Annotated in this window: 19 protein-coding genes, 1 tRNA gene and 2 rRNA genes; 16 read left to right on the top strand and 6 right to left on the bottom strand. The window is 43.6% G+C overall.

Features of this window, described 5'->3' with window-relative positions:
• Nucleotides 1-134 precede the first annotated feature (134 nt).
• The 4 genes from dacA (at nt 135) to lipA (ending at nt 3,755) form a co-directional block, all read left to right on the top strand.
• On the top strand, nt 135-1,364 hold the full coding sequence (dacA, locus tag LDO73_RS04610) for a D-alanyl-D-alanine carboxypeptidase DacA (protein ID WP_224060403.1): 1,230 nt from the start codon (nt 135-137) through the stop codon (nt 1,362-1,364).
• Nucleotides 1,365-1,517: 153 nt separating this feature from the next.
• The gene (gene ybeD, locus LDO73_RS04605) at nt 1,518-1,781 is read left to right on the top strand and encodes a DUF493 family protein YbeD (protein ID WP_006662335.1); all 264 of its coding nucleotides are present in this window, start codon (nt 1,518-1,520) and stop codon (nt 1,779-1,781) included.
• 374 nt (nt 1,782-2,155) lie between these two features.
• Entirely contained in the window at nt 2,156-2,719 is a 564-nt protein-coding gene (lipB, locus tag LDO73_RS04600; RefSeq protein WP_263422608.1) for a lipoyl(octanoyl) transferase LipB, read from the top strand.
• A gap of 70 nt (nt 2,720-2,789) precedes the next feature.
• Nucleotides 2,790-3,755, top strand: a complete 966-nt coding sequence (gene lipA / locus LDO73_RS04595; RefSeq protein ID WP_224060401.1) for a lipoyl synthase — start codon at nt 2,790-2,792, stop codon at nt 3,753-3,755.
• Between the two features lie 187 nt (nt 3,756-3,942).
• Here the strand turns inward: lipA and cspE are convergent, their stop codons facing one another.
• Together cspE and LDO73_RS04585 are read right to left on the bottom strand one after the other, a co-directional pair.
• Nucleotides 3,943-4,152, bottom strand: coding sequence for a transcription antiterminator/RNA stability regulator CspE (gene cspE / locus LDO73_RS04590; protein WP_006662336.1), 210 nt, complete (start codon nt 4,150-4,152; stop codon nt 3,943-3,945).
• Nucleotides 4,153-4,368: 216 nt separating this feature from the next.
• The gene (locus tag LDO73_RS04585) at nt 4,369-4,827 is read right to left on the bottom strand and encodes a methylated-DNA--[protein]-cysteine S-methyltransferase (protein WP_224060400.1); all 459 of its coding nucleotides are present in this window, start codon (nt 4,825-4,827) and stop codon (nt 4,369-4,371) included.
• A 296-nt stretch (nt 4,828-5,123) separates the two neighbouring features.
• Between LDO73_RS04585 and nrdH the strand changes: the two genes are divergently transcribed.
• From nrdH to emrB, 8 genes are all read left to right on the top strand, one after another.
• Entirely contained in the window at nt 5,124-5,351 is a 228-nt protein-coding gene (gene nrdH / locus LDO73_RS04580; protein ID WP_224060399.1) for a glutaredoxin-like protein NrdH, read from the top strand.
• An 11-nt stretch (nt 5,352-5,362) separates the two neighbouring features.
• Nucleotides 5,363-5,791, top strand: a complete 429-nt coding sequence (gene nrdI / locus LDO73_RS04575; protein ID WP_224060397.1) for a class Ib ribonucleoside-diphosphate reductase assembly flavoprotein NrdI — start codon at nt 5,363-5,365, stop codon at nt 5,789-5,791.
• Complete coding sequence (nrdE, locus tag LDO73_RS04570) at nt 5,784-7,934, top strand: class 1b ribonucleoside-diphosphate reductase subunit alpha (RefSeq protein WP_224060395.1); 2,151 nt, start codon at nt 5,784-5,786, stop codon at nt 7,932-7,934. The genes nrdI and nrdE overlap by 8 nt, the downstream gene beginning before the upstream one ends.
• A 13-nt stretch (nt 7,935-7,947) precedes the next feature.
• The gene (gene nrdF / locus LDO73_RS04565) at nt 7,948-8,919 is read left to right on the top strand and encodes a class 1b ribonucleoside-diphosphate reductase subunit beta (protein WP_224060393.1); all 972 of its coding nucleotides are present in this window, start codon (nt 7,948-7,950) and stop codon (nt 8,917-8,919) included.
• Nucleotides 8,920-9,063: 144 nt separating this feature from the next.
• Nucleotides 9,064-10,263 (top strand): MFS transporter, encoded by a 1,200-nt coding sequence (locus LDO73_RS04560; RefSeq protein ID WP_224060392.1) that lies wholly within the window; start codon nt 9,064-9,066, stop codon nt 10,261-10,263.
• 664 nt (nt 10,264-10,927) lie between these two features.
• Nucleotides 10,928-11,446, top strand: a complete 519-nt coding sequence (gene mprA, locus LDO73_RS04555) for a transcriptional repressor MprA (protein WP_224060391.1) — start codon at nt 10,928-10,930, stop codon at nt 11,444-11,446.
• Nucleotides 11,447-11,663: 217 nt separating this feature from the next.
• Nucleotides 11,664-12,842: a multidrug efflux MFS transporter periplasmic adaptor subunit EmrA gene (gene emrA / locus LDO73_RS04550; RefSeq protein WP_224060390.1), complete on the top strand. Its 1,179-nt coding sequence runs from the start codon at nt 11,664-11,666 to the stop codon at nt 12,840-12,842.
• A gap of 57 nt (nt 12,843-12,899) precedes the next feature.
• Entirely contained in the window at nt 12,900-14,399 is a 1,500-nt protein-coding gene (gene emrB / locus LDO73_RS04545) for a multidrug efflux MFS transporter permease subunit EmrB (RefSeq protein ID WP_423810884.1), read from the top strand.
• 83 nt (nt 14,400-14,482) lie between these two features.
• On the opposite strand, the gene LDO73_RS04540 is transcribed toward emrB, so the two are convergent.
• Nucleotides 14,483-15,598, bottom strand: a complete 1,116-nt coding sequence (locus LDO73_RS04540) for a tRNA/rRNA methyltransferase (protein WP_224060387.1) — start codon at nt 15,596-15,598, stop codon at nt 14,483-14,485.
• A gap of 173 nt (nt 15,599-15,771) precedes the next feature.
• Between LDO73_RS04540 and LDO73_RS04535 the strand changes: the two genes are divergently transcribed.
• The 4 genes from LDO73_RS04535 to LDO73_RS04520 all read left to right on the top strand — a co-directional run bounded on the left by LDO73_RS04535 (nt 15,772) and on the right by LDO73_RS04520 (nt 21,311).
• Nucleotides 15,772-16,473, top strand: coding sequence for a tRNA-uridine aminocarboxypropyltransferase (locus LDO73_RS04535; protein ID WP_224060386.1), 702 nt, complete (start codon nt 15,772-15,774; stop codon nt 16,471-16,473).
• Nucleotides 16,474-16,717: 244 nt separating this feature from the next.
• On the top strand, nt 16,718-19,363 hold the full coding sequence (locus LDO73_RS04530; RefSeq protein ID WP_282560752.1) for a bifunctional acetate--CoA ligase family protein/GNAT family N-acetyltransferase: 2,646 nt from the start codon (nt 16,718-16,720) through the stop codon (nt 19,361-19,363).
• 159 nt (nt 19,364-19,522) lie between these two features.
• Nucleotides 19,523-20,878: a CDP-diacylglycerol--serine O-phosphatidyltransferase gene (pssA, locus tag LDO73_RS04525; protein ID WP_224060385.1), complete on the top strand. Its 1,356-nt coding sequence runs from the start codon at nt 19,523-19,525 to the stop codon at nt 20,876-20,878.
• An 88-nt stretch (nt 20,879-20,966) separates the two neighbouring features.
• Nucleotides 20,967-21,311 carry a YfiM family lipoprotein gene (locus LDO73_RS04520; protein ID WP_224060384.1) on the top strand — a complete coding sequence of 115 codons (345 nt, stop codon included), beginning with the start codon at nt 20,967-20,969 and terminating at the stop codon, nt 21,309-21,311.
• A gap of 138 nt (nt 21,312-21,449) precedes the next feature.
• Here LDO73_RS04520 and LDO73_RS04515 read toward each other — a convergent pair.
• The 3 genes from LDO73_RS04515 to LDO73_RS04505 all read right to left on the bottom strand — a co-directional run bounded on the left by LDO73_RS04515 (nt 21,450) and on the right by LDO73_RS04505 (nt 24,750).
• Nucleotides 21,450-21,526, bottom strand: a tRNA-Asp gene (locus tag LDO73_RS04515).
• A 56-nt stretch (nt 21,527-21,582) separates the two neighbouring features.
• A 5S ribosomal RNA gene (rrf, locus tag LDO73_RS04510) occupies nt 21,583-21,698 on the bottom strand.
• A gap of 143 nt (nt 21,699-21,841) precedes the next feature.
• Nucleotides 21,842-24,750: ribosomal RNA gene (locus tag LDO73_RS04505) — 23S ribosomal RNA — on the bottom strand.
• Between the last annotated feature and the right edge of the window lie 68 nt (nt 24,751-24,818).

The raw sequence follows: 24,818 nt of genomic DNA, 5'->3' as shown, positions 1-24,818 counted from the left end.
CAACTTAAAGTACAACGGGTATAAACTAACGTAAATTTACCTGCACAGCGCAAGAGCTTCTTTTATCTGCCTTTGAACTTTTGCTAAACTGCGCTTTCTTGTGTTAACCGAATGTTGGATGTAATGATACAACCATGAAAAATGTCTCCTCATCACGCAATGTCTTTCTGCCACAAATCGTGCGTCAGACTGCGCTGGCTTCTGCACTGATCGTTTCTACTGTCACTTTTGCAAATGCAAATGAAGCGTTTCCAAATACTTCAGTTCCTGCGGCTCCAGCTATCGATGCTGAAGCGTATATCCTGATTGATTACAATTCAGGTAAAGTGCTTGCACAAAGCAATGCAGATCAGCGCCGCGACCCTGCTAGCTTGACCAAAATGATGACGAGCTATGTTATCGGTCAAGCCATCAAATCAGGTAAAATTGGCGCGAATGACATGGTCACCGTGGGTGATGATGCATGGGCGACAGGTAACCCAATTTTCAAAGGCTCTTCATTAATGTTCCTAAAACCAGGGGATCGCGTGAGTGTCTCTCAGCTAACCCGTGGTATTAACTTACAATCTGGTAATGATGCCTGTGTTGCGATGGCAGACTATGTCGCGGGTGACCAAGCTAACTTTGTTAACTTGATGAACACCTACGTAAATAAACTGGGCCTGCAAAATACACACTTCCAAACAGTACATGGCCTAGATGCAGCGGGTCAATACAGCTCGGCTCGTGATATGGCGTTGATTGGTCAAGCACTGATCCGTGATGTGCCGGAAGAGTACGAAATTTATAAAGAAAAAGAATTCACATTTAACAATATCCGTCAAACTAACCGTAATGGCCTGTTATGGGATAAGAGCCTTGCGGTTGATGGGATCAAAACCGGCCACACTGACGCAGCGGGTTATAACTTAGTTGCCTCTGCAAAAGATGGCGATATGCGTCTTATTTCCGTCGTTATGGGTGGAAAGAGCAGCAAAGGTCGTGATGCAGAAAGCAAAAAATTGCTGACTTACGGCTTCCGCTTCTATGAAACAGTGAAACCACTGCAAGCTGGCGTCGAATTTGCCACTGCTCCAGTTTGGTTTGGTGATGACAGCGAAATTAAACTAGGTGTGGTTGAAGACCTGTACCTCACAATCCCTCGCGGTCGTTTAAAAGATTTAAAAGCAAGCTACGAATTAACTACCACTGAAATCGAAGCGCCGCTGAAAAAAGGCCAACAAGTGGGAACTATTAGCTTCCAATTAGACGGTAAAACCATCGAACAACGTCCTTTAACGGTATTAAAAGATGTTGAAGAAGGCGGTTTCTTCAGCCGTTTAATCGACTACATCAAACTATTATTCCATCGTTGGTTTGGTTAATACTTGAAATTGAAATCAGTTAACCCCATATAGTTTGTATCTGAAAGCCTGTAGTGAAATACAAACCCTGATGGGATAGTGAATTGGCTGGCGAAATCTATTTTCTTCCAGCCAATTTTTATGCAGGCGCTAATCAATATTTTAGGAGTGCCCATGAAAACGAAATTAGGTGAACTGCTTGAGTTCCCATGTCCATTGACCTACAAAGTGATGGGCCTAGCGCAGCCAGAATTAGTTGACCAAGTTATTGAAGTGGTTCAACGCCATGCTCCAGGTGATTATGCACCAGACGTTAAACCGAGCAGCAAAGGTAACTACCATTCTGTGTCTATTACGATTAACGCCACTCATATCGAGCAAGTTGAAACACTCTACACTGAGTTAGGCGCATTAGAGTTAGTCAAAGTTGTGCTGTAATTAGCAACAAGAAAACCGAGCCACCGGCTCGGTAAGTTGATAACAAAGAGGGATAAAAGCGTGGTTTTTCCCTCTTTGTGTTATCAGGCGAAAATCAATGAATTGATTTTCCTTGTTAATTTTACAACCCCAAAGAGCCATTAACAAACCTGATGGGTTTGTCAATGGTCTGGCCGAGCCACCGGCTCGGTTTTTTATTATCTGCAATATCAGCTGAAAAATAACAAGTTAATAACAAGACAAACTGGTGGTAACGCGTTCACAGCGTTATACTGCCATTCATCTTTACAGCCTGTGGACACCGAATTTTGTCGAAGAATAGCATCATCATCCGCGATTTAGGTCTAGCTCCCTACGAGAGCACATCTGAGGCAATGCACCAATTTACTGAATCCCGTACTCCTGATACCTGCGATGAAATTTGGCTGGTTCAGCACCCTTGCGTATTTACCCAAGGGCAAGCTGGCAAAGCCGAACACCTTCTCGCGCCGGGAAATATCCCCGTTATCCAAAGTGATCGTGGTGGACAAGTGACTTACCATGGTCCCGGTCAGCAAGTCATGTATGTGATGATAGATCTAAAACGCAGCCACATTGGTGTCCGTGAGCTTGTTAGTGCATTAGAAACTTGCGTGGTCAATACCCTCGCCCATTTTAATATCAGTGCGTATCCACGCCCTGATGCGCCCGGCGTTTACGTCAACGGAGACAAAATTTGCTCCCTTGGCTTACGTATTCGAAAAGGCTGTTCATTCCATGGCTTGGCACTGAATGTGGATATGGATCTCGAGCCTTTTAATCGTATTAACCCTTGTGGTTATAGTGAATTGAAAATGACACAAGTGAGAGCGCTGTCGCCAAACATTACATTAAACGATGTTCAGCCAGTGCTTATTAGTCAGTTCTGTGACACACTTGGATTTCATATTGTTCAATAATAATGCTATAATTTTTTAACATTTTTCAAAAAAATTTTAATGGCAAACAGATAACTGGAACCGGCACATTATGAGTAAACCAATTCAGATCGAGCGTGGAATTAAATACCGTGACGCCGATAAAATGGCACTGATCCCTGTTAAAAACGTGGTGACGGAACGTGAAGAAATTCTACGTAAACCTGACTGGATGAAAATCAGATTGCCAGCTGATTCTACGCGAATTCAAGGCATTAAAGCCGCAATGCGTAAAAATGGCCTGCACTCAGTCTGCGAAGAAGCTTCTTGCCCTAACCTCTCTGAATGTTTTAACCACGGAACCGCCACCTTTATGATCTTAGGTGCTATCTGTACTCGCCGTTGTCCATTCTGTGACGTTGCCCATGGTCGACCAAATGCTCCTGATGCGAATGAACCAGAAAAATTAGCGCAAACTATCAAAGATATGGCACTGCGTTATGTGGTTATTACTTCCGTTGACCGTGATGATTTACGTGATGGCGGTGCTCAGCACTTCGCTGATTGTATCAGTGCCATCCGAGAAAAAAGCCCGACCATTAAAATTGAAACCCTCGTCCCTGACTTCCGAGGACGTATGGATCGCGCATTAGAAATTCTCACCGCAACTCCACCGGATGTGTTTAACCACAACCTTGAAAACGTACCTCGTATTTACCGCCAAGTTCGCCCTGGTGCTAACTACGAATGGTCACTGAAATTACTGGAAAAATTCAAAGAAGTGCACCCTGAAATCCCAACAAAATCTGGCTTAATGGTGGGCTTAGGGGAAACCAATGAAGAGATCATTGAAGTGATGCGCGATTTGCGTCGTCATGGCGTAACCATGTTAACGTTGGGGCAATACTTGCAGCCAAGCCGCCACCACTTGCCCGTTAAACGCTATGTAAGCCCTGCAGAGTTCGATGAAATGAAAGAAGCAGCGATGGATATGGGCTTCACTCATGCAGCCTGTGGCCCGTTTGTACGCTCTTCCTATCATGCAGATCTACAAGCAAAAGGCGAAGAAGTTAAATAATATTAATCTTTTCGTCAAAATAATGATTAAGAGAAACCCCAATTGTGAATTATTACACATTGGGGTTTTTTATTAGTTACCTAATTTATCACCAATAGAAATTATCATTAGGTCAATTTTAACCATAAAAAAACTCGCGCTAGCAAAGCTAGTGCGAGTTTAGTGCTGTTCGTTTCTAAGTATTTAATTACAAAGAGACAACGTTAGCAGCTGATGGACCTTTCGCGCCTTCAGTGATTTCAAATTCAACTTTTTGGCCTTCTGCTAAGGTTTTGAAACCGTCGCCAGAAATCGCAGAGAAGTGAACAAAAACATCTTTGCTACCATCTTCTGGAGTGATAAAACCAAAACCTTTGGACTCATTGAACCACTTAACGTTACCTTTAACTTTAGACATCAAATATTACCTTTAAAATAAAATAGACACACCATCTGTATCAAGCTCAGTACATCAAATATATAACTAGCTTGTCTACAACCTAGATCACGAAAATTGATTTAAATGATAAAAAAATATTATTTATCCACCTCTTCCGCCCAGAAAACGGGGATAATTCTTAATAATAGTAATTAATGCAAAGGTAAGTATTACTCATGGTTAATTTTTTAGCGTTTACTTCTCATGAATAAGTAACCAATCTTTAATATCCAATCCTCCAGTATAACCCACCAGCTTTCCGTCATGTCCTAAGACACGATGGCAAGGCACAATCAAAGATATAGGGTTGCGTGAATTGGCCATACCAACTGCTCGACAATAGTTAACCGAGCCCAATTTTAAGGCGAGATCTTTATAACTCCAGCGCTCACCATAAGGAATTTCGCACAAATGTTTCCAGACTTTTTTCTGAAACTCAGTACCTTGTGGATTCAATGCAACCGAAAATACTTTCCGTTTATGATTAAAATATTCTTTTAGTTCTTTCGCACACAGCTTTGAGAATTCGTTTTTCGACTCTTTCTCCGTTTTTTCATCAACAAAATAGATACTCGTCACACCTTCATCATCAGCCGTAATATGGATCCACGGTTTCGGAAAGTTTTCTGGTGCTACTAAATATTGATGGTACATAACATCTCCTCAAAAGGATTCATTTACCTGATTGTATATACAGTTATAAGGTAAATTATTTCTACTTTGCAATGATATTTTTTCTCAGTGTAGCTAACTGAATCATCTCCCCTTGAATTTTTTATTTCCAGTGTTAATAACAGCATAGACAATTATTCGAATGATTATCATTCAAACAAACAAATCACTATATATTGTATGGTTGAAATATTTTTCATCAATATATAGTATCCTGTCATATTCGATACACCACCATTACGTAACTACCACGTTCTGAAAATGTTAAGGTGAAAAAAATGACTGAGATTACCATTTATAGTAAGCCCAACTGCGTCCAATGTAATGCCACCTACCAAGCATTCGAGCGCAAGCAACTACCGTACACCATTATCGACCTTTCTGAAGATGATCAAGCTATTGAATTTATAAAAAAACTTGGATATCAGCAGCTTCCCGTCGTGATTGTTGGAGAGCAGCATTGGTCTGGCTTCCGCCCCGATAAAATCAATTCACTCATTGAGTAAGTGAGATTGAAATGACCACTCAGCCGCTAATTTACTTTTCGAGTCGTTCTGGTAATTGCCACCGATTTATCGAGAAATTGCAATTGCCTGCCACTCGCATTCCTATCGGTCATCTACCTGAAAATGCCCTTCTCGCTTCACAGCCCTATGTACTGTTGCTGCCGACTTATGGTGGTGGAACCGCTCATGGTGCCGTGCCTAAAGAAGTGGTGCACTTTCTCAATATCGAGGCAAACCGTGCGTTAATTCGCGGTGTTATCGCAGCAGGTAATACCAACTTTGGCGAGGCTTATGCCATTGCCGGCAACATTGTCGCTCAAAAATGTACAATCCCCTTCCTCTATCGGTTCGAATTATTAGGCACAGAACGCGATGTGCAATCTGTAAAACAAGGATTAAAAACATTCTGGGCTCACACAAAGGAGCAAATCAATGGATAACCCACAGCACAATAATAATCACAATCATAATAACAATGCGGACTACCATGCGCTCAATGCGATGCTGAACCTTTATGATAGTGAAGGCCGCTTACAGCTGGATAAAGACAAACAAGCCGCCCACCTCTATTTCCGCCAGCATGTGAATCAAAATACGGTCTTCTTTCACGACTTAAAAGAAAAACTCGATTTCTTAGTCAATGAAAATTACTACGAAGAAGAGGTGCTCGCACAATACGATTTCCCATTTATTAAACAGCTTTTCAAGCAAGCCTACGCCCACAAATTTCGCTTCCAAACCTTTTTGGGTGCCTTTAAGTATTACACCAGCTATACCCTAAAAACCTTTGATGGCGAGCGCTATCTTGAGCGTTATGAAGACCGTGTTTGTATGGTTGCACTCGCTTTAGCACAAGGCTCAAAATCCCTTGCGACTCTCTTAGTGGACGAAATCATTAGCGGACGTTTTCAACCCGCCACTCCCACGTTCCTTAACGGCGGCAAAAAACAGCGAGGCGAGCTTATTTCCTGCTTTTTACTGCGTATAGAAGATAATATGGAATCTATCGGGCGCTCCGTGAATTCAGCGTTGCAGCTATCTAAACGTGGTGGCGGCGTCGCTTTCTTGATGAGTAATCTGCGCGAACAAGGCGCGCCGATTAAACAGATAGAAAACCAATCGTCTGGCGTGGTTCCGGTGATGAAAATGCTGGAAGATGCCTTTTCCTATGCCAATCAGCTAGGAGCTAGACAAGGTGCAGGTGCGGTATATCTTCATGCTCACCACCCCGATATCCTGCGATTTTTAGATACCAAGCGGGAAAATGCGGATGAAAAAATTCGTATTAAAACGCTTTCACTTGGGGTCGTGATCCCCGATATCACCTTTCAACTCGCTAAAAACAATGAAGATATGTACCTGTTTTCTCCCTATGACATCCAAAAAGTCTATGGGATACCGATGTCTGAAATCAGCGTGACAGAAAAATATCATGAAATGGTGAATAACAAAGCCATCAAGAAATTCAAAATTAATGCGCGAGAGTTTTTCCAGACTATCGCTGAAATTCAATTTGAGTCTGGCTATCCCTACATTTTGTTTGAAGATACGGCTAACCGCGCCAATCCGATTGCAGGTCGAATCAATATGAGTAACTTGTGCTCTGAGATTTTACAGGTAAACCAGCCTAGCATTTATGAAGAAGATTTAAGCTACCAACATATTGGTAAAGATATTAGCTGTAATTTAGGCTCCATGAACATCGCCAAAACTATGGACTCCCCTAATTTTGCCCGTTCGATTGATACTGCCGTTCGCGCACTAACCGCCGTTTCTGACATGAGCAATATTCGTTCCGTTCCGTCTATTGCCAAAGGAAACCAACAATCCCACGCTATTGGTTTAGGGCAGATGAATTTGCATGGTTTCTTAGCCCGTGAACATATTCATTATGGTTCTGAAGAAGGGTTAGATTTTACCAATATCTACTTTTACACCGTGGCATTCCATGCCTTAAAAACCTCGAACCAATTAGCTATCGAACGCCAACAAACCTTTGATGGCTTTGAAATGTCCACCTACGCTAGCGGCGAGTATTTTGATAAATATATCAACAAAACTTGGTCACCAAAGACCCAAACCGTGCAGGAATTATTCCGACGTTCGGGCATCGAAATACCGACACAAGCGGACTGGCAGGCATTAAAACAGTCCGTGATGACACAGGGTATTTACAATCAAAACTTGCAAGCCATTCCGCCTACAGGGTCTATCTCTTATATCAATAATGCCACCTCCAGCATTCATCCCGTCGTAGCACCTATCGAAATTCGTAAAGAAGGCAAAATTGGGCGTGTTTACTACCCAGCCCCTTTTATGACTAATGAAAATCTCAAATATTACCAAGATGCTTATCAGATTGGTCCTGAGAAAATTATTGATACCTATGCCGAAGCCACCCAACACGTCGACCAAGGCTTATCACTAACCCTATTTTTCGATGGCAATGCCACCACACGCGATATCAATAAAGCCCAAATATACGCATGGCGAAAAGGGATCAAAACCTTGTATTACATTCGATTACGTCAGACTGCACTTGAAGGCACCGAAGTCGAAGGCTGCGTCTCCTGCTCACTGTAAAAGGAAAAAGATAATGACCACCAGCATGCTCTATCGCCCTGTTCAAGCAATAAACTGGAACCGCATCCAAGATGATAAAGATCTCGAAGTGTGGAACCGGTTGACCAGTAATTTTTGGTTGCCCGAAAAAATTCCACTGTCTAATGACACGGTTTCTTGGAACACACTGACGCCTGCCGAACAAAAACTCACCATTCGCGTTTTCACCGGGCTAACGTTGCTGGATACCATCCAAAATACCGTTGGCGCACCGTGTTTGATGGGAGATGCTCAAACGCCTCACGAAGAAGCCGTTCTCTCCAATATTAGCTTTATGGAGGCGGTGCATGCTCGCTCTTACAGCTCTATTTTTTCAACACTGTGTTCCACTTCCGATGTTGATGAAGCTTACCGCTGGAGCGAAGAAAACAGTGCGTTGCAAAATAAAGCCAAAATTATTCTGTCTTACTACTGCGATGAACATCCACTGAAGAAAAAAATCGCCAGCGTCTTTTTAGAATCATTTTTGTTTTACTCGGGTTTTTATTTACCCATGCACTGGTCAAGCCGTGGAAAACTCACCAATACCGCCGATTTAATTCGTCTGATCATCCGCGATGAAGCTATTCATGGTTACTATATTGGCTATAAATTTCAAAAAGCCCTTGTCCATTATTCTGAACAAGAACGCAATGAAATTAAGGATTTCACTTTTTCGTTATTGTTTGATTTATATGAAAATGAAATCAAATACACCCAAGAGCTATATGATGGCGTAGGCTGGAGTGAAGATGTGAAGAGCTTCCTTCACTATAATGCGAATAAAGCCTTGATGAATTTGGGCTATGAAGCACTTTTTCCTGACTCAATAACCCAAGTTAGCCCAGAGATTTTGTCGGCGCTTTCTCCTGATGCCAACGAAAATCATGACTTTTTCTCAGGTTCAGGTTCATCCTATGTAATCGGTAAAGCGGTCAGTACTGAAGATGATGATTGGCTTTTTTGAATAACATCAACAAAAATATCTCGCATCAATCTTTTGAAAAAAATAATAAAATCACTTAAATCATTAATACTATAAACGGTCATAGTGGGATAGGCTTAATGCCTACCCACAGGATCATAAAATAACATTCATATCCGAAGCATAATGAGCATGAAAACACCACAAGCGGAACTGACTACGGGCTTAACACTCTTAATGGCTATCGCCACTGGGCTTGTCGTTGCCAGTAACTATTACGCGCAGCCTCTGTTAGACACTATCGCACTCCAATTCAACCTAACGACCAATATGGCCGGCTTTATTGTGACCGCTGCCCAATTAGGTTATGCCGCTGGGTTACTCTTCCTCGTTCCTCTTGGTGATCTTTTTGAACGCAAAAAATTGATCATTGTGATGACGACATTGTCGGCCAGTGGTTTATTGATCACCGCGCTTTCTGACAATATTTGGCAAATTCTTCTAGGTACTGCCCTCACAGGGCTATTCTCCGTTGTCGCCCAAGTTCTTGTTCCTATGGCTGCCTCTATAGCAAAACCTCATCAGCGGGGCAAAGCGGTAGGCACCATTATGAGTGGGTTACTCCTTGGGATCTTGCTCGCCCGAACTATCTCCGGTGGCGTAGCAATGATAGGCGGTTGGCGAGCTATTTACTGGGTTGCCTTTGGATTAATGATGATCCTGATCCTAATTTTGGCGCTTAAATTACCGCGTTATCACCAAAAAACGGAGCTTAACTATTTTCAACTCATAGGCTCTATCGGACGCCTGTTTTTTACTACGCCAGTTTTAGCGACTCGAGCACTACTTGGCGCGCTCACTTTCGCTAACTTTGCACTATTATGGACAGCGATGGCATTCTTATTAGCCAGCCCACCTTTTAATTATTCAGAGGGCACTATCGGGTTATTTGGTCTGGTTGGTGCAGCAGGCGCATTAATGGCAACCCAAGCAGGACGCTTAGTGGATAAAGGTAAAGGCAAATTAGTCACCACCCTAGGGCTAGTTCTATTGTTGCTCTCATGGATCCCGATTGGTCTAGCAAAATATTCACTCATCGCTTTTATTATCGGTATCTTGGTACTTGATCTGGCCATCCAAGGCGTTCATGTTACTAACCAAAGTACGCTTTATCGTATTATGCCTGAGGCTCGAAATCGCTTAACTGCCGGCTATATGACCAGTTATTTTATTGGTGGAGCACTAGGCTCATTACTTTCAGGTTATGCCTATGAGCATGCAGGTTGGATAGGCGTGGCTATTTCAGGCGTTATTATCACGGGTATCAGTTTAATCATTTGGGCAATCGGAGCTCGATTCGATCCAACAATTACCTCAGAGCAGTAATTCCCTCATTCATTAATACCTATCTATAGCGGTCGTCTATTTGGCTGCTATAGAACTCTCCACTCATTTAATATCTCATTTATTATTCATGCGTCCATTATTTAGCCTATTATTATGGCACTGTGATAATAATCATCATGTTGAATAGCTAACAATGATAAATAATTGGTTCAAGGTATAATTTACCTAGAAAAAGTTAATGAGTGACACAGTTAAGCAAAAAGTATATCTTCATCAAATGGTATACTTCTTGCCCATAAAATATTAATTCGCTATAACTCAATACTCTAGATGCCTTTTTAGGGAATTTACCTCAACAAATAGAAAGATCCTTCTATCTTGTAATTATTGAGTAATAAAAAAAATGGTATTGAGTTAATGCGATGTGATTATATATTGTTTTATATGATTTTATTTGTCGTATAAAACGCAATTATATTTTTATCTATTTACCTACATGATAGTAAGAAAACAGTGATTGTTAATTGAACTATACTAAATGCGTTAAAACACATTCATAAAATTTATGAATGATGTATCATTGTCAAAATAAAGTGGATGAAATTAATTAAGTATAATTGCTAATTCTATCTTTTAATATACCATTCGCATGGTTGATTACAGTTGAAATCTTACCAACTGAAACTAATAAGGTATCCAAATAATGGAAAGTTCATTTACACCGACAGAAGACTTACTTAACGCTCGCAATGAGCAACAAAATGCCAAAGGAAAACCGATTCCTTATCAAGAAATTTTATTAACACGGCTGTCTATGCATGTTCATGGAAAATTATTAGAGTCGCGTAATCACATGCTAAAAGCTCAAGGTGTAAATGAAACACTGTTTATGGCATTAATGATCCTTGATACTAAAGAATCTCGCAGTATACAGCCATCAGAACTAAGTGCAGCACTAGGCTCATCTCGCACTAATGCAACACGAATCGCTGATGAATTAGAAAAACACGGGTGGATTGAACGCAAAGAAAGCCACAATGACAGACGCTGTTTACATCTGCATTTAACTGAAAAAGGTTCTGAGTTTTTAAATGAACTGCTGCCACCTCAACATCACGCGATTACACAGATATGGTCGTCTTTTGATGATGAGGGTAAAAAACAGTTCGAACAATTACTACGTACCTTGCTTATAAAATTAGACGACATCAAAGCTGGCTAAAAAAACCATACACTTATAAAGGTTAATGTATTTGAGGCATTCTAGCCCTTGAAAGGAAAAAAATACTTTTCACTCCTTTATATTTCATTATCCTTTCAGCTATATATTGCTACATCCCATCGAGCAACGAAATCAATTGTCGTCTTAGTTTCCAGTAGTTAACATTAACTGCTGGAAACAGTCGTTATTTATCCATTCAATATGGGGAACCACCAGTATGAGCGCCCGCGAGGATCTGCCTGAAACGCAAACGCCACCATTAAACAAAAAAAGACAGCGCAGAAATGCCCTAATGTTCCTAACCGTTATTTTTGTCGCGATTGGCATCGGTTGGACTGCATACTGGTATCTGGTCTTACGCCATTACGAATCGACAGATAACGCTTACGTTGCTGGAAATCAAGTTCAAATCCAAGCGCAAATATCCGGTAGCGTCATGACAGTCAACGTCGATAATACCGATTTTGTGAAAAGTGGAACCGTACTGGTAGAACTCGATCCGCGAGATGCAGAGCTGGCTCTTGAAAAAGCCAAAACTGAACTTGCTAACAACGTTCGACAATCCCAACAGCACATTATCAATAGCCGACAATTTCAAGCAAATATTGATGTTAAACGCTCTGAACTATCCCGCTTACAAAATGATTTAAAACGCCGCGAAGTTCTTGGTAGTAGCAACTTAATTGGTAAAGAAGAACTGCAACATGCTAGAGAAGCGGTTATTAGCGCTAAAAGTGCATTAGATGTCGCAATTGAACAGTACAATGCGAACCAAGCTATTGTGCTAAACACATCCTTAGAAAAACAACCACTTGTTGAACAAGCTGCAACCCAAGTGCGAAATGCATGGCTAACCCTGCAACGTACTAAGATTGTTAGCCCAGTAGATGGTTATGTTTCTCGTCGTAGTGTGCAAGTCGGTTCACAAATCACACCAAATACCCCATTAATGGCAATTGTGCCATCCAGCGGAATGTGGATTGATGCTAACTTTAAAGAGACACAATTAGCTAGCATGCGTATTGGTCAACCCGCTAAAGTGACCACAGATTTCTACGGTAAAGATGTCATCTTCAACGGTACCGTGGTTGGGCTTGATATGGGAACAGGAAGCGCTTTCTCATTATTACCTGCTCAAAATGCGAGCGGCAACTGGATCAAAGTGGTCCAACGCCTTCCGGTACGTATCGCCCTCGATGAAACCCAACTTAACGAGTACCCTCTACGTATTGGGCTTTCAACCGAAGTCAAAGTTGATACAGCCAATAAAGACGGCAAAGTATTATCCAAAGGCCTTCGCGATACGCCGGCTTATCACACAACCGCTTTAGCGGTTGATATGTCTCCTGCTGACAAAATTGTTGCTGAGATTATTCAGAATAACTCTGGCAAATAAGTAAACGGAGACATTAACGTGACAAATGCACCGTTAACAGGTTCAAAACTGGCTTGGATGACCATTGCGTTATCTTTGGCGACTTTCATGCAAGTTTTGGATTCGACCATTGCTAACGTCGCTATCCCCACTATTGCGGGTAACTTGGGTGCATCTAACTCACAAGGCACATGGGTGATCACATCGTTTGGGGTTGCGAATGCTATCTCCATTCCAGTCACTGGCTGGTTAGCTCGTCGTATTGGTGAAGTTCGCCTCTTTTTATGGTCTACCGGGCTTTTCGCCCTTACCTCATGGTTGTGTGGGATCTCCAACAGCTTAGAAATGCTGATTTTATTCCGCGTTCTGCAAGGTTTGGTTGCAGGCCCACTCATTCCTTTGTCTCAGAGTCTATTACTCAATAACTATCCACCAGCCAAACGCAGTATGGCTCTTGCACTGTGGTCGATGACCATTGTGGTCGCGCCGATTTGTGGGCCTATTCTTGGCGGCTATATTAGCGATAACTACCACTGGGGCTGGATTTTCTTTATCAACGTTCCGTTTAGTATCGCCATTATTTTTGCCATTATGAGAACGCTTAAAGGACGTGAAACTCAAATCGCAATCAAGCCGATTGATACCGTGGGGCTTGTCTTACTGGTTGTAGGGATTGGTGCATTACAGATTATGCTCGACCAAGGGAAGGAGCTCGATTGGTTTAACTCGACTGAAATTATCGTTCTGACTGTTGTCGCCGTTGTCGCGATAGCCTTCTTAATTGTTTGGGAACTGACTGATGAGCATCCCGTCATCGACCTTTCCCTCTTTAAAGAGCGTAATTTTACTATCGGTTGTTTGGCTCTCAGTTTGGCGTATATGCTCTATTTCGGTACGATTGTCCTATTGCCTCAGTTGCTACAAGAAGTGTATGGCTACACAGCAACATGGGCAGGATTAGCCTCTGCCCCCGTCGGTCTCTTGCCTCTGCTGATCACGCCAATTATTGGTCGCTTTGGTAACCGTATTGATATGCGTTATTTAGTGACATTCAGTTTTATTATGTATGCCGTGTGCTATTACTGGCGAGCTTACACCTTTGAACCTGGAATGGGATTTGCCGCCGCTGCGTGGCCTCAGTTCGTTCAAGGTTTAGCGATAGCCTGTTTCTTTATGCCACTCACTACCATTACATTATCGGGTTTACCACCGGAAAGAATGGCATCAGCGTCCAGCTTATCTAACTTTACGCGAACCTTAGCCGGTGCAATTGGTACCTCGATCACCACCACTTTATGGACGCAGCGCGAAGCAATGCACCATGAAAATCTGACAGAGTTTGTTAACCCATACAATCCAAACGCTCAACATATGTACAGTGAATTGGCACAAATAGGGATGAATGAGCAGCAAAGTGCCGCGTATATTGCGCGCTCAATTACTGAGCAAGGGTTAATTATTTCTGCTAATGAAATTTTCTGGATGTCCGCAGGCGTGTTTATTCTATTGATGGTGATTGTCTGGTTTGCAAAACCCCCATTCGGAGCTGGCTCAAAAGACGGTGGCGGCGCTCACTAACAGGCATATAATCCAGACGAAAAAAAACCATACACAATTTTGCGTATGGTTTTTTCTTTAGGCTAGCTCAAGTCAGTAAGTAATTACTTAACTTTATTTTGTGACCACCACTGAGAAAGCATGATCCCTGTTGCTACAGAGACGTTCAGGCTTTCAACTTTACCTGTTCCGCCAATATACAGGCTCATATCACCCTGATCCCATGTGCTGTCACTTAAACCATCACTCTCTTGACCTAACACCAACACCATTTTCTTCGGTAATTGAACCTTAGCAATGTCCTGACTACCTTTATGGCTTGATGTTGTAACGATGGTATAGCCCGCTTCACGGAATTTATTCAGTGTTGGTGTGAAACCATCCGCATCAATGGCTTTAATGTGCTCTGCGCCGCCTTCAGCGGTACGAATTGCCGCACCTGACTCCAGCATTCCGGCATCTTGTAAAATCACACCTTTCACACCAAAGTGAGCGCAGCTACGCATGATCCCACCAAGGTTATGCGGGTTACCAACATCTTCCAGTGCTAAAACACAATCGGTATCGACTGCATTCTCTAAATAGGTTTCTGCTGTCATACCACCGCGTTTTTTGATGATAAAGCACACGCCGCCGTGGTGCTCAGTACCAGACGCTTTTGTTAACTCTTCTTCATCAACAACATGGTACGCTTTGCGGTTTGCCGCCATCCATTTTAATGCCTCACGAAAACGAGGAGTGACAGACTGCAAGAACCACGCACGGACAATACCATCTGGACGGTTTTTAAACATCGCTTGGCAAGCATTTTCACCGTAAATACGGGTCTCTTCTTGGCGCTGTTTACGTAACTGCTCAGGATCAATTTGGCTTTTTCCTGAAATACCACCGTGGTCGTTTTCTAATTCATCACTACCCGGTTTTGAAACTGTACGCCATGGTGACTGCTCACCACGAGGTGCGCTATCGCGATTACTTGAGCGTCTGTCGTTGTCAGAGCGGCGTTCTGAGCGACCACCTTCTGGGCGACCAGAACGGTCGTTGCGATCATTACGGTCGTTACGCCCACCTGAACGTTTATCACCGCGTCTATCATCGCGCTTATCATCACGACCGCCACGGCGTTTATCATTACCTTTATTGTTGTCCTGCTCTTCGCTACGGACATACATCACTTTTACTTTGCCGTTTTTACCACTAAAATCATTCGTGTCGTTCATCGCTATCCCCTACTAAGCTATGGCGCGAAGATTACATGAAGTTGCAAAGCTACGCTACCGATCCGCGCTATTATCTCACCGAAAAGTTATTGAATATACTTCTATCGTAGACAAATCGTTTTGCGTACAATGTGCCCCTTATTTTTGTCGCAACGAAAAGTGCCCTATCAACCATGAGTCAGAACGCTGTCTATCATCTGCGTCAACAACGCTTAGCCCTTTCTACAAAACCTTTTAAAGCAAGAGGTTGCCGGGTAAAACGCTGTCAGCATTGCTTACTTCCTGTTCCACAGTGTCTGTGCGAAGAAACAGTTTCTGCGCAAGCAAAAAGCCAATTTTGTCTGATTATGTTTGATGGAGAAGTCTTTAAACCGAGCAATACCGGAAAACTCATTGCCGATGTGCTTCCTGATACTCAGGCATATCAATGGTCAAGAACCGATCCTGACAACCAGCTATTAGCTGCACTGCAAGATAAGAGTAGACAACCTTATTTGATTTTCCCAGAAAGCTACGCGCAAGCTGATCGCATTGTTGTCAATAAGCCGACGCTTTCTGACAAGCCTGCATTATTTATTCTGCTAGATGGCACTTGGCCAGAAGCGCGTAAAATGTTCCGCAAAAGCCCTTATTTGGATAAAATTCCAATGTTGTCTATTAATACGAAAGCGAGAACCGACTACCTGCTGCGTACCCCATCGCGGGAAGAGCAACACTGCACTGTGGAAGTGGCCGCTACTGTGCTAGAGCAAGCTGGCGATATTGACGCATCCCAAGCGTTATTTACGCATTTCAATCTGTTTCGCCGTAAATACTTAGAGGGAAAACCACATCATCCAACCGCTCAAATGCTCTTGTCTCAACCTCAGGAATAACTCCTTATAGGCATTTTTTACGTTATTTATACGTCACGCTTTCCAGCAATTTCTGTTTTGAAAATCACCTTCACAGCAAAACGTGAGGGTGCTTGTAATATTCAATAAAATTCCCCCGATAAACTGGCGCTTCCCACAATATACGGCACAATATACGACATAGTATTGCGGTATCGTATCGCGTTGCTTACGAACTCAAAATCAATTGAGCGGGTTTTCGCTCACCACAAAAAGGTTTACCGCCATGGGGTTAGTGAGTCAGCTAGAGTCATTGTTTAGGCCAAAATCTATCGTTGTCGTAGGCGCTTCAGAAGATCCTAGCCGAGCAGGCTCAGTGATGATGAAAAACTTACTCAGCAGCGGTTTTAAAGGCCCTATTCTGCCCGTTAACCCAAACAGAAGCTCCATTCTTGGCGTCCTTGCTTATCCCTCAATTGATAAACTCCCACTCAAGCCAGACCTTGCAGTGATCTGCACTCACTATTCTCGGAATGTTGAATGCCTCCGGCAGCTTGGAGAGTCTGGCTGTAATGTAGTCATTATCTTATCGTCCCCTTCTATTCAATTTAATGAATTGAAAAAGGTGGCTCAGCAATACCAAATTCGTTTATTGGGCCCTAACAGCTTAGGCTTCTTTGCACCATGGCAAGGGTTAAATGCCAGCTTTTCCCCAATCCCTATTTTGAAAGGCAAACTGGCATTTATTTCACAATCTGCCGCAGTCTCAAATACAGTCTTAGATTGGGCACGACATCGCGATATTGGTTTTTCCTATTTTATTGCCCTTGGCGATAGCATTGATATCGATATTGATGACCTACTGGACTACCTTGCACGAGACAGCAAAACCAGCGCTATCTTGCTTTATTTAGAAAACATTAGTGATGCTAGACGCTTTTTATCATCTTCCCGTAGTGCATCGCGTAACAAGCCGATCCTTGTCATCAAAAGTGGGCGAACACGTAAAGCTCAAGAGCTTCTCGGTGAAAAACCGAGTTTAGATGCCGCTTATGATGCTGCGATCCAACGGGCAGGTTTACTTCGAGTCCAAGATACCCACGAAATGTTCTCTGCGGTAGAAACTCTCAGCTATATGACTCCGCTACGAGGGGAACGCTTATCGATTATGAGCAACGGCTCAGCACCTGCCGCAATGGCACTCGATGAGCTACTACTACGTAATGGGAAGCTTGCAAAACTCAGTGTAGAAACTGAAAACGAACTGAGCTCTCTATTGCCATTAGATTTATCTACTCAAAACCCGATTGACCTCGGCGACGATGCTACCGTAGATAGGTATCTCAACGTATTAAACAAAATGCTCGATAGCCACGATCATGATGCACTGCTTTTGATCCACACACCAAGCGCTATTACACAAAGTAAATCAATGGCAGAAAAAGTGATCAAAACCATTAAGCAGCATCCTCGAGGTAAATGGTTAACCATCCTTACAAACTGGTGCGGGGAATATTCATCTCAAGAAGCGAGAAGGCTCTTCAGCGAAGCTGGGATCCCAACTTACCGAACGCCTGAAGGTGCAATCACCGCCTATATGCATATGGTGGAATATCGTCGTAACCAAAAACAGTTAAAAGAAACCCCTGCGCTGCCTGTCGGGATAACCGCAAATACTCAGCAGGCACATACCTGTATCATGCAAGCCATTGAAAATAACAAGCTGCATTTAGATACTCATGAGGTTCAGCCTATCTTAAAAGCTTATGGCTTAAACAGTTTACCGACCTGGATTGCTCATTCCAGCGAACAGGCTGTTGAAATTGCAGAAAAGATTGGCTATCCCGTTGCACTAAAATTACGTTCTCCTGATATTGTGCATAAATCAGAAGTTCAGGGCGTTATGCTCTATTTAAGGAATGCCAAAGAAGTCGCTGAAGCCGCCAATGCCATTATTGAACGAGTCTCGACCAACTACCCACAAGCACGAATTGAAGGCTTATTAGTACAAAGCATGGCGAATCGCGCAGGCGCTCAGGAGCTACGAATTGCTGTTGAACTTGATCCTATTTTTGGTTTATTGATCATGCTTGGCGAAGGTGGCATAGAGTGGCAACAAGAGAGCCAGGCAGCCGTAGCCCTTCCTCCACTAAATTTAGCGCTAGCACGTTACTTGGTTATTAATGCGATCAAAGGACATAAAATTAAAGCCCGTAGTGCTCTAGAACCATTAGATATTCCGGGGCTAGCCAGCTTATTAGTTCGAGTCTCTAACTTGATCATTGATTGCCCTAACATCAGCCGATTAGACATACACCCACTGCTTGCCACTGGTGATGAATTCACATTACTTGATGTTTCAATGACATTGACCCCTACAAATGACAATCCAAATACTCGGCTTGCCATTCGCCCTTATCCAAATGAACTTGAAGAAACCATTAACCTTAAAGATGACCTAACTTGCTTGTTAAGACCGATTCTTCCTGAAGATGAACCACTCTTAAAATCCTTTATTGAGCAAGTCACTAAAGAAGACCTTTATTACCGTTATTTCAGTGAAATAAGTGAATTTACTCATGATGATCTTGCGAATATGACGCAAATTGATTACGACCGAGAGATGGCGTTTGTCGCTGTTAAAAATAGTGATACACAACCTGAAATTATCGGTGTAACTCGTGCAATGGCAGATCCTGATAACCAAGAAGCCGAGTTTGCCGTTTTAGTTCGTTCAGATATGAAAGGGCAAACACTCGGTTATCAATTAATGCAAAAACTGCTCAACTACACCCGCGAACATGGTATTAAGAAGCTGACAGCGATCACCATGCCGGAAAACCGTAATATGATCAGCTTAGCAAAAAAATTAGGGTTCCAAATTGATGTTCAATTTGAGGATGGTGTCGTAAATCTCACCCTGCATCTATAATTAGCGTTAGGAATAAACTGCAATCTGTATAGTAAGTAAACCAATGGTCAATTTATTCCTAATGAATGGTGTAAATATGATATCATCGACAGATCATTCGCTTAAATATTTGTATAAAGCGATTTGCTATTAGACTAACAAGAGAAAATTCACACTGTGATGTTGTCAAAACTAAAACAAGCAAAACATCAACAACACTTGGCAAGCATGCCTAAATTGTCTCAGTCGGTTGATGATGTTACAACGCTCTATAAGACGGAAGATTTTCGTGGTGCTCTGCTTGAACAGATCTCGCAAGCTAAAAATACAGTCTACATTACGGCTCTGTATTTAGAAAAAGATGATGCAGGTAAAGACATCCTTCATGCTCTATATGCCGCTAAACAAGCAAATCCTAATCTAGATATTAAAATTCTAGTTGATTGGCACCGAGCTCAGCGCGGTCGAATTGGCGCAGCTGCTAATCTGACTAATGCCGATTGGTATTATGAAGTTTCTCAGCAATACCCTGATGTTGAGATCCCTGTTTTCGGGATCCCCGTAAATACGCGTGAAGCACTAGGGGTACTGCACTTAAAAGGTTTCTTATTTGATGATACGCTCCTGTATAGCGGGGCAAGTATCAATGATGTCTATCTGCATCGCCATGAAAAATACCGCTACGATAGATATCATCTCATCAAAAATAGCCAGCTCACCGCGACAATGAAAAAGTTCATTGATGATTCTCTTTTATCATCGGACGCTATTCATCTACTCAATACGCCTGAGAGACCAAAAACAGCGGAATTTAAAGGGTTAATCAAGCAATTTCGTTTGTCATTAAGAGGCGTTAATTACCAATTTTCAGGTAATGCATCTAATGATGAGCTCGCCGTTACTCCATTTGTTGGTCTAGGTAAAAAGAACGAGTTAAATCGGACTATCAGCCATTTGATGAGCTCAACAGCTAAAAAGCTAACTATCTGTACGCCATATTTTAATTTACCTGCAGTTTTGGTTAGAATTATCAGCAAGTTACTGCGTGATGGAAAGAAAGTTGAAATCATTATTGGTGATAAAACCGCTAACGATTTCTATATTCCACCTGAAGAACCTTTTAAAATCATCGGTGCTTTGCCTTATCTCTATGAAATAAATTTGCGTAAGTTTGTTAGCCGTTTGCAGCGCTTTATTGATAGTGAACAACTGACAGTTCGTTTATGGAAAGATGGTGACAACACCTATCACCTGAAAGGAATGTGGGTTGATAATCAATGGCAGCTGATTACAGGTAATAACCTGAATCCACGAGCTTGGGGGTTAGACTTGGAAAATGCGGTGTTGATCCACGATCCAAAACAACAGCTCCAAGAACAACGCCAACACGAACTGGATTGCATTCGAGTCCATACCAAAGTTGTTCATCACTATCGCGAGCTGGATAGCATCCAAACTTACCCAGTTAAAGTGAAAAAACTGATCCGTCGATTGCGACGCATCCGAGTTGATCGTCTCATTAGTCGAATACTTTAATTATCGACTCTCTAAAGCGCCGCTCATGTGGCGCTTTTTATTATCTAGTGAACTCTAACTTATCGGTTGCTGTAGAGGCTCAAGATACATGCCAAATCTCTCTTATAAAACATTAGCTTTAAGTTGCTCGTTAATAGTCATGACTGGCTGTTCAGGCTTCCATTGGTCAAATGATAACTGGCAGGGAAAAGATAAGGCGCAGCACTTTGCCTTCTCTGCTGCAATGGCTGCTGCTGGTAATGCCTATGCGGATAGGCAGAACATGCAACATCGGCAAGCGGCACAATTCGGTATGTTATTTTCGATTTCTTTAGGCGCTGCGAAAGAACTTTATGATAGCCGGCCAGCAGGCACTGGCTGGAGTTGGCAAGATTTTGCTTATGATGTAGCGGGTGCAATGGCAGGTTATACTCTATACCAAAACTTTAAATAGTATTTATTAACGAATGAGAAGTAGATAGAACTAGAAAAACAAAGGTAGCAAAATGGTAGAAAGCAAAAGACAAATATAAGTTATTCTATTGTAGAAAAACAAAAACCCCGTGATTTTCATCACGGGGCTTGCTATAAGTGGCGGAACGGACGGGACTCGAACCCGCGACCCCCTGCGTGACAGGCAGGTATTCTAACCAACTGAACTACCGCTCCACTTATTCTTTTTGCCTTTCGGCAACTTATCGCTTCGCAATAAGCTTTAAATTAATGTCTGGCAGTTCCCTACTCTCACATGGGGAGACCCCACACTACCATCGGCGCTACGGCGTTTCACTACTGAGTTCGGCATGGGGTCAGGTGGGACCACCGCGCTATTGCCGCCAGACAAATTCTGTTTATTCCCGTTTAAGTTTTTTCTTAAACCAGAATATCAATCCTGAACAAGCTGCTGTGTCCTTCACCTTTCGGCTTCTCACTCGCTATTGAATCAACTTAATCTCTCAATCTCTAAAACACCTTCGGTGTTGTCAGGTTAAGCCTCACGGTTCATTAGTATTGGTTAGCTCAACGTATCGCTACGCTTACACACCCAACCTATCAACGTCTTAGTCTTAAACGTTCCTTTAGGACCCTTAAAGAGTCAGGGAAGACTCATCTCAAGGCAAGTTTCCCGCTTAGATGCTTTCAGCGGTTATCTCTTCCGCACTTAGCTACCGGGCAATGCCATTGGCATGACAACCCGAACACCAGTGGTGCGTCCACTCCGGTCCTCTCGTACTAGGAGCAGCCCCTTTCAATCTTCCAACGCCCACGGCAGATAGGGACCGAACTGTCTCACGACGTTCTAAACCCAGCTCGCGTACCACTTTAAACGGCGAACAGCCGTACCCTTGGGACCTACTTCAGCCCCAGGATGTGATGAGCCGACATCGAGGTGCCAAACACCGCCGTCGATATGAACTCTTGGGCGGTATCAGCCTGTTATCCCCGGAGTACCTTTTATCCGTTGAGCGATGGCCCTTCCATTCAGAACCACCGGATCACTAAGACCTACTTTCGTACCTGCTCGAGCTGTCACTCTCGCAGTCAAGCTGGCTTATGCCTTTGCACTAACCGCATGATGTCCGACCATGCTTAGCCAACCTTCGTGCTCCTCCGTTACTCTTTGGGAGGAGACCGCCCCAGTCAAACTACCCACCAGACACTGTCCGCACCCCGGATAACGGGGCGACGTTAGAACATCAAACATTAAAGGGTGGTATTTCAAGGTTGGCTCCACGCAGACTGGCGTCCACGCTTCAAAGCCTCCCACCTATCCTACACATCAAGGCTCAATGTTCAGTGTCAAGCTATAGTAAAGGTTCACGGGGTCTTTCCGTCTTGCCGCGGGTACACTGCATCTTCACAGCGAGTTCAATTTCACTGAGTCTCGGGTGGAGACAGCCTGGCCATCATTACGCCATTCGTGCAGGTCGGAACTTACCCGACAAGGAATTTCGCTACCTTAGGACCGTTATAGTTACGGCCGCCGTTTACTGGGGCTTCGATCAAGAGCTTCTCCTTACGGATAACCCCATCAATTAACCTTCCAGCACCGGGCAGGCGTCACACCGTATACGTCCACTTTCGTGTTTGCACAGTGCTGTGTTTTTAATAAACAGTTGCAGCCAGCTGGTATCTGCGACTGGCTTCAGCTCCATGGGTAAACCATTTCACCTAATGCCAGCGTGCCTTCTCCCGAAGTTACGGCACCATTTTGCCTAGTTCCTTCACCCGAGTTCTCTCAAGCGCCTGAGTATTCTCTACCTGACCACCTGTGTCGGTTTGGGGTACGATTAATGATAATCTAGAGCTTAGAGGCTTTTCCTGGAAGCGGGGTATAAGCTACTTCGCCACCGTAGTGACTCGTCATCAGACCTCAGCATATAGTGAACCGGATTTGCCTAATTCACCTGCCTACATCCTTAAACCGGGACAACCGTCGCCCGGCCAGCCTAACCTTCTCCGTCCCCCCATCGCAATTATCACCAGTACGGGAATATTAACCCGTTGCCCATCGACTACGCATTTCTGCCTCGCCTTAGGGGTCGACTCACCCTGCCCCGATTAACGTTGGACAGGAACCCTTGGTCTTCCGGCGTGCGGGTTTTTCACCCGCATTATCGTTACTTATGTCAGCATTCGCACTTCTGATACCTCCAGCATGCCTCACAGCACACCTTCACAGGCTTACAGAACGCTCCCCTACCCAACAATATTTACATATCGCTGCCGCAGCTTCGGTGCATAGTTTAGCCCCGTTACATCTTCCGCGCAGGCCGACTCGACCAGTGAGCTATTACGCTTTCTTTAAATGATGGCTGCTTCTAAGCCAACATCCTGGCTGTCTGAGCCTTCCCACTTCGTTTCCCACTTAACTATGACTTTGGGACCTTAGCTGGCGGTCTGGGTTGTTTCCCTCTTCACGACGAACGTTAGCACCCGCCGTGTGTCTCCCGTGATAACATTCTTCGGTATTCGTAGTTTGCATCGAGTTGGTAAGTCGGGATGACCCCCTAGTCGAAACAGTGCTCTACCCCCGAAGATGAGTTCACGAGGCGCTACCTAAATAGCTTTCGGGGAGAACCAGCTATCTCCCGGTTTGATTGGCCTTTCACCCCCAGCCACAAGTCATCCGCTAATTTTTCAACATTAGTCGGTTCGGTCCTCCAGTTAGTGTTACCCAACCTTCAACCTGCCCATGGCTAGATCACCGGGTTTCGGGTCTATACCCTGCAACTTATTCGCCCAGTTAAGACTCGGTTTCCCTACGGCTCCCCTATACGGTTAACCTTGCTACAGAATATAAGTCGCTGACCCATTATACAAAAGGTACGCAGTCACCCTGATAAATCAAGGCTCCCACTGCTTGTACGTACACGGTTTCAGGTTCTATTTCACTCCCCTCGCCGGGGTTCTTTTCGCCTTTCCCTCACGGTACTGGTTCACTATCGGTCAATCAGGAGTATTTAGCCTTGGAGGATGGTCCCCCCATATTCAGACAGGATAACACGTGTCCCGCCCTACTCGTCGAGTTCACAACACTAACATCTTCAGATACGGGGCTATCACCCTTTACTGCCGGCCTTTCCAGACCGTTCTCCTGATGCTAATGCTGATTAAGACTCTGGGCTGCTCCCCGTTCGCTCGCCGCTACTAGGGGAATCTCGGTTGATTTCTTTTCCTCGAGGTACTGAGATGTTTCAGTTCCCTCGGTTCGCCTCGTTTGACTATGTATTCATCAAACGATAGTGCAACGAATTGCACTGGGTTTCCCCATTCGGATATCGTCGGTTATAACGGTTCATATCACCTTACCGACGCTTTTCGCAGATTAGCACGTCCTTCATCGCCTCTGATTGCCTAGGCATCCACCGTGTACGCTTAGTCGCTTAACCTCACAACCCGAAGATGTTTCGTATCAGACGAGCTTCGGCGTCATGGCTGCGCAGACATCAATTCTGTG

Source organism: Providencia alcalifaciens, assembly GCF_915403165.1.
In the GTDB taxonomy this organism is placed as follows: domain Bacteria; phylum Pseudomonadota; class Gammaproteobacteria; order Enterobacterales; family Enterobacteriaceae; genus Providencia; species Providencia alcalifaciens_C.
This window is presented reverse-complemented; position numbering and strand designations above follow the sequence as displayed.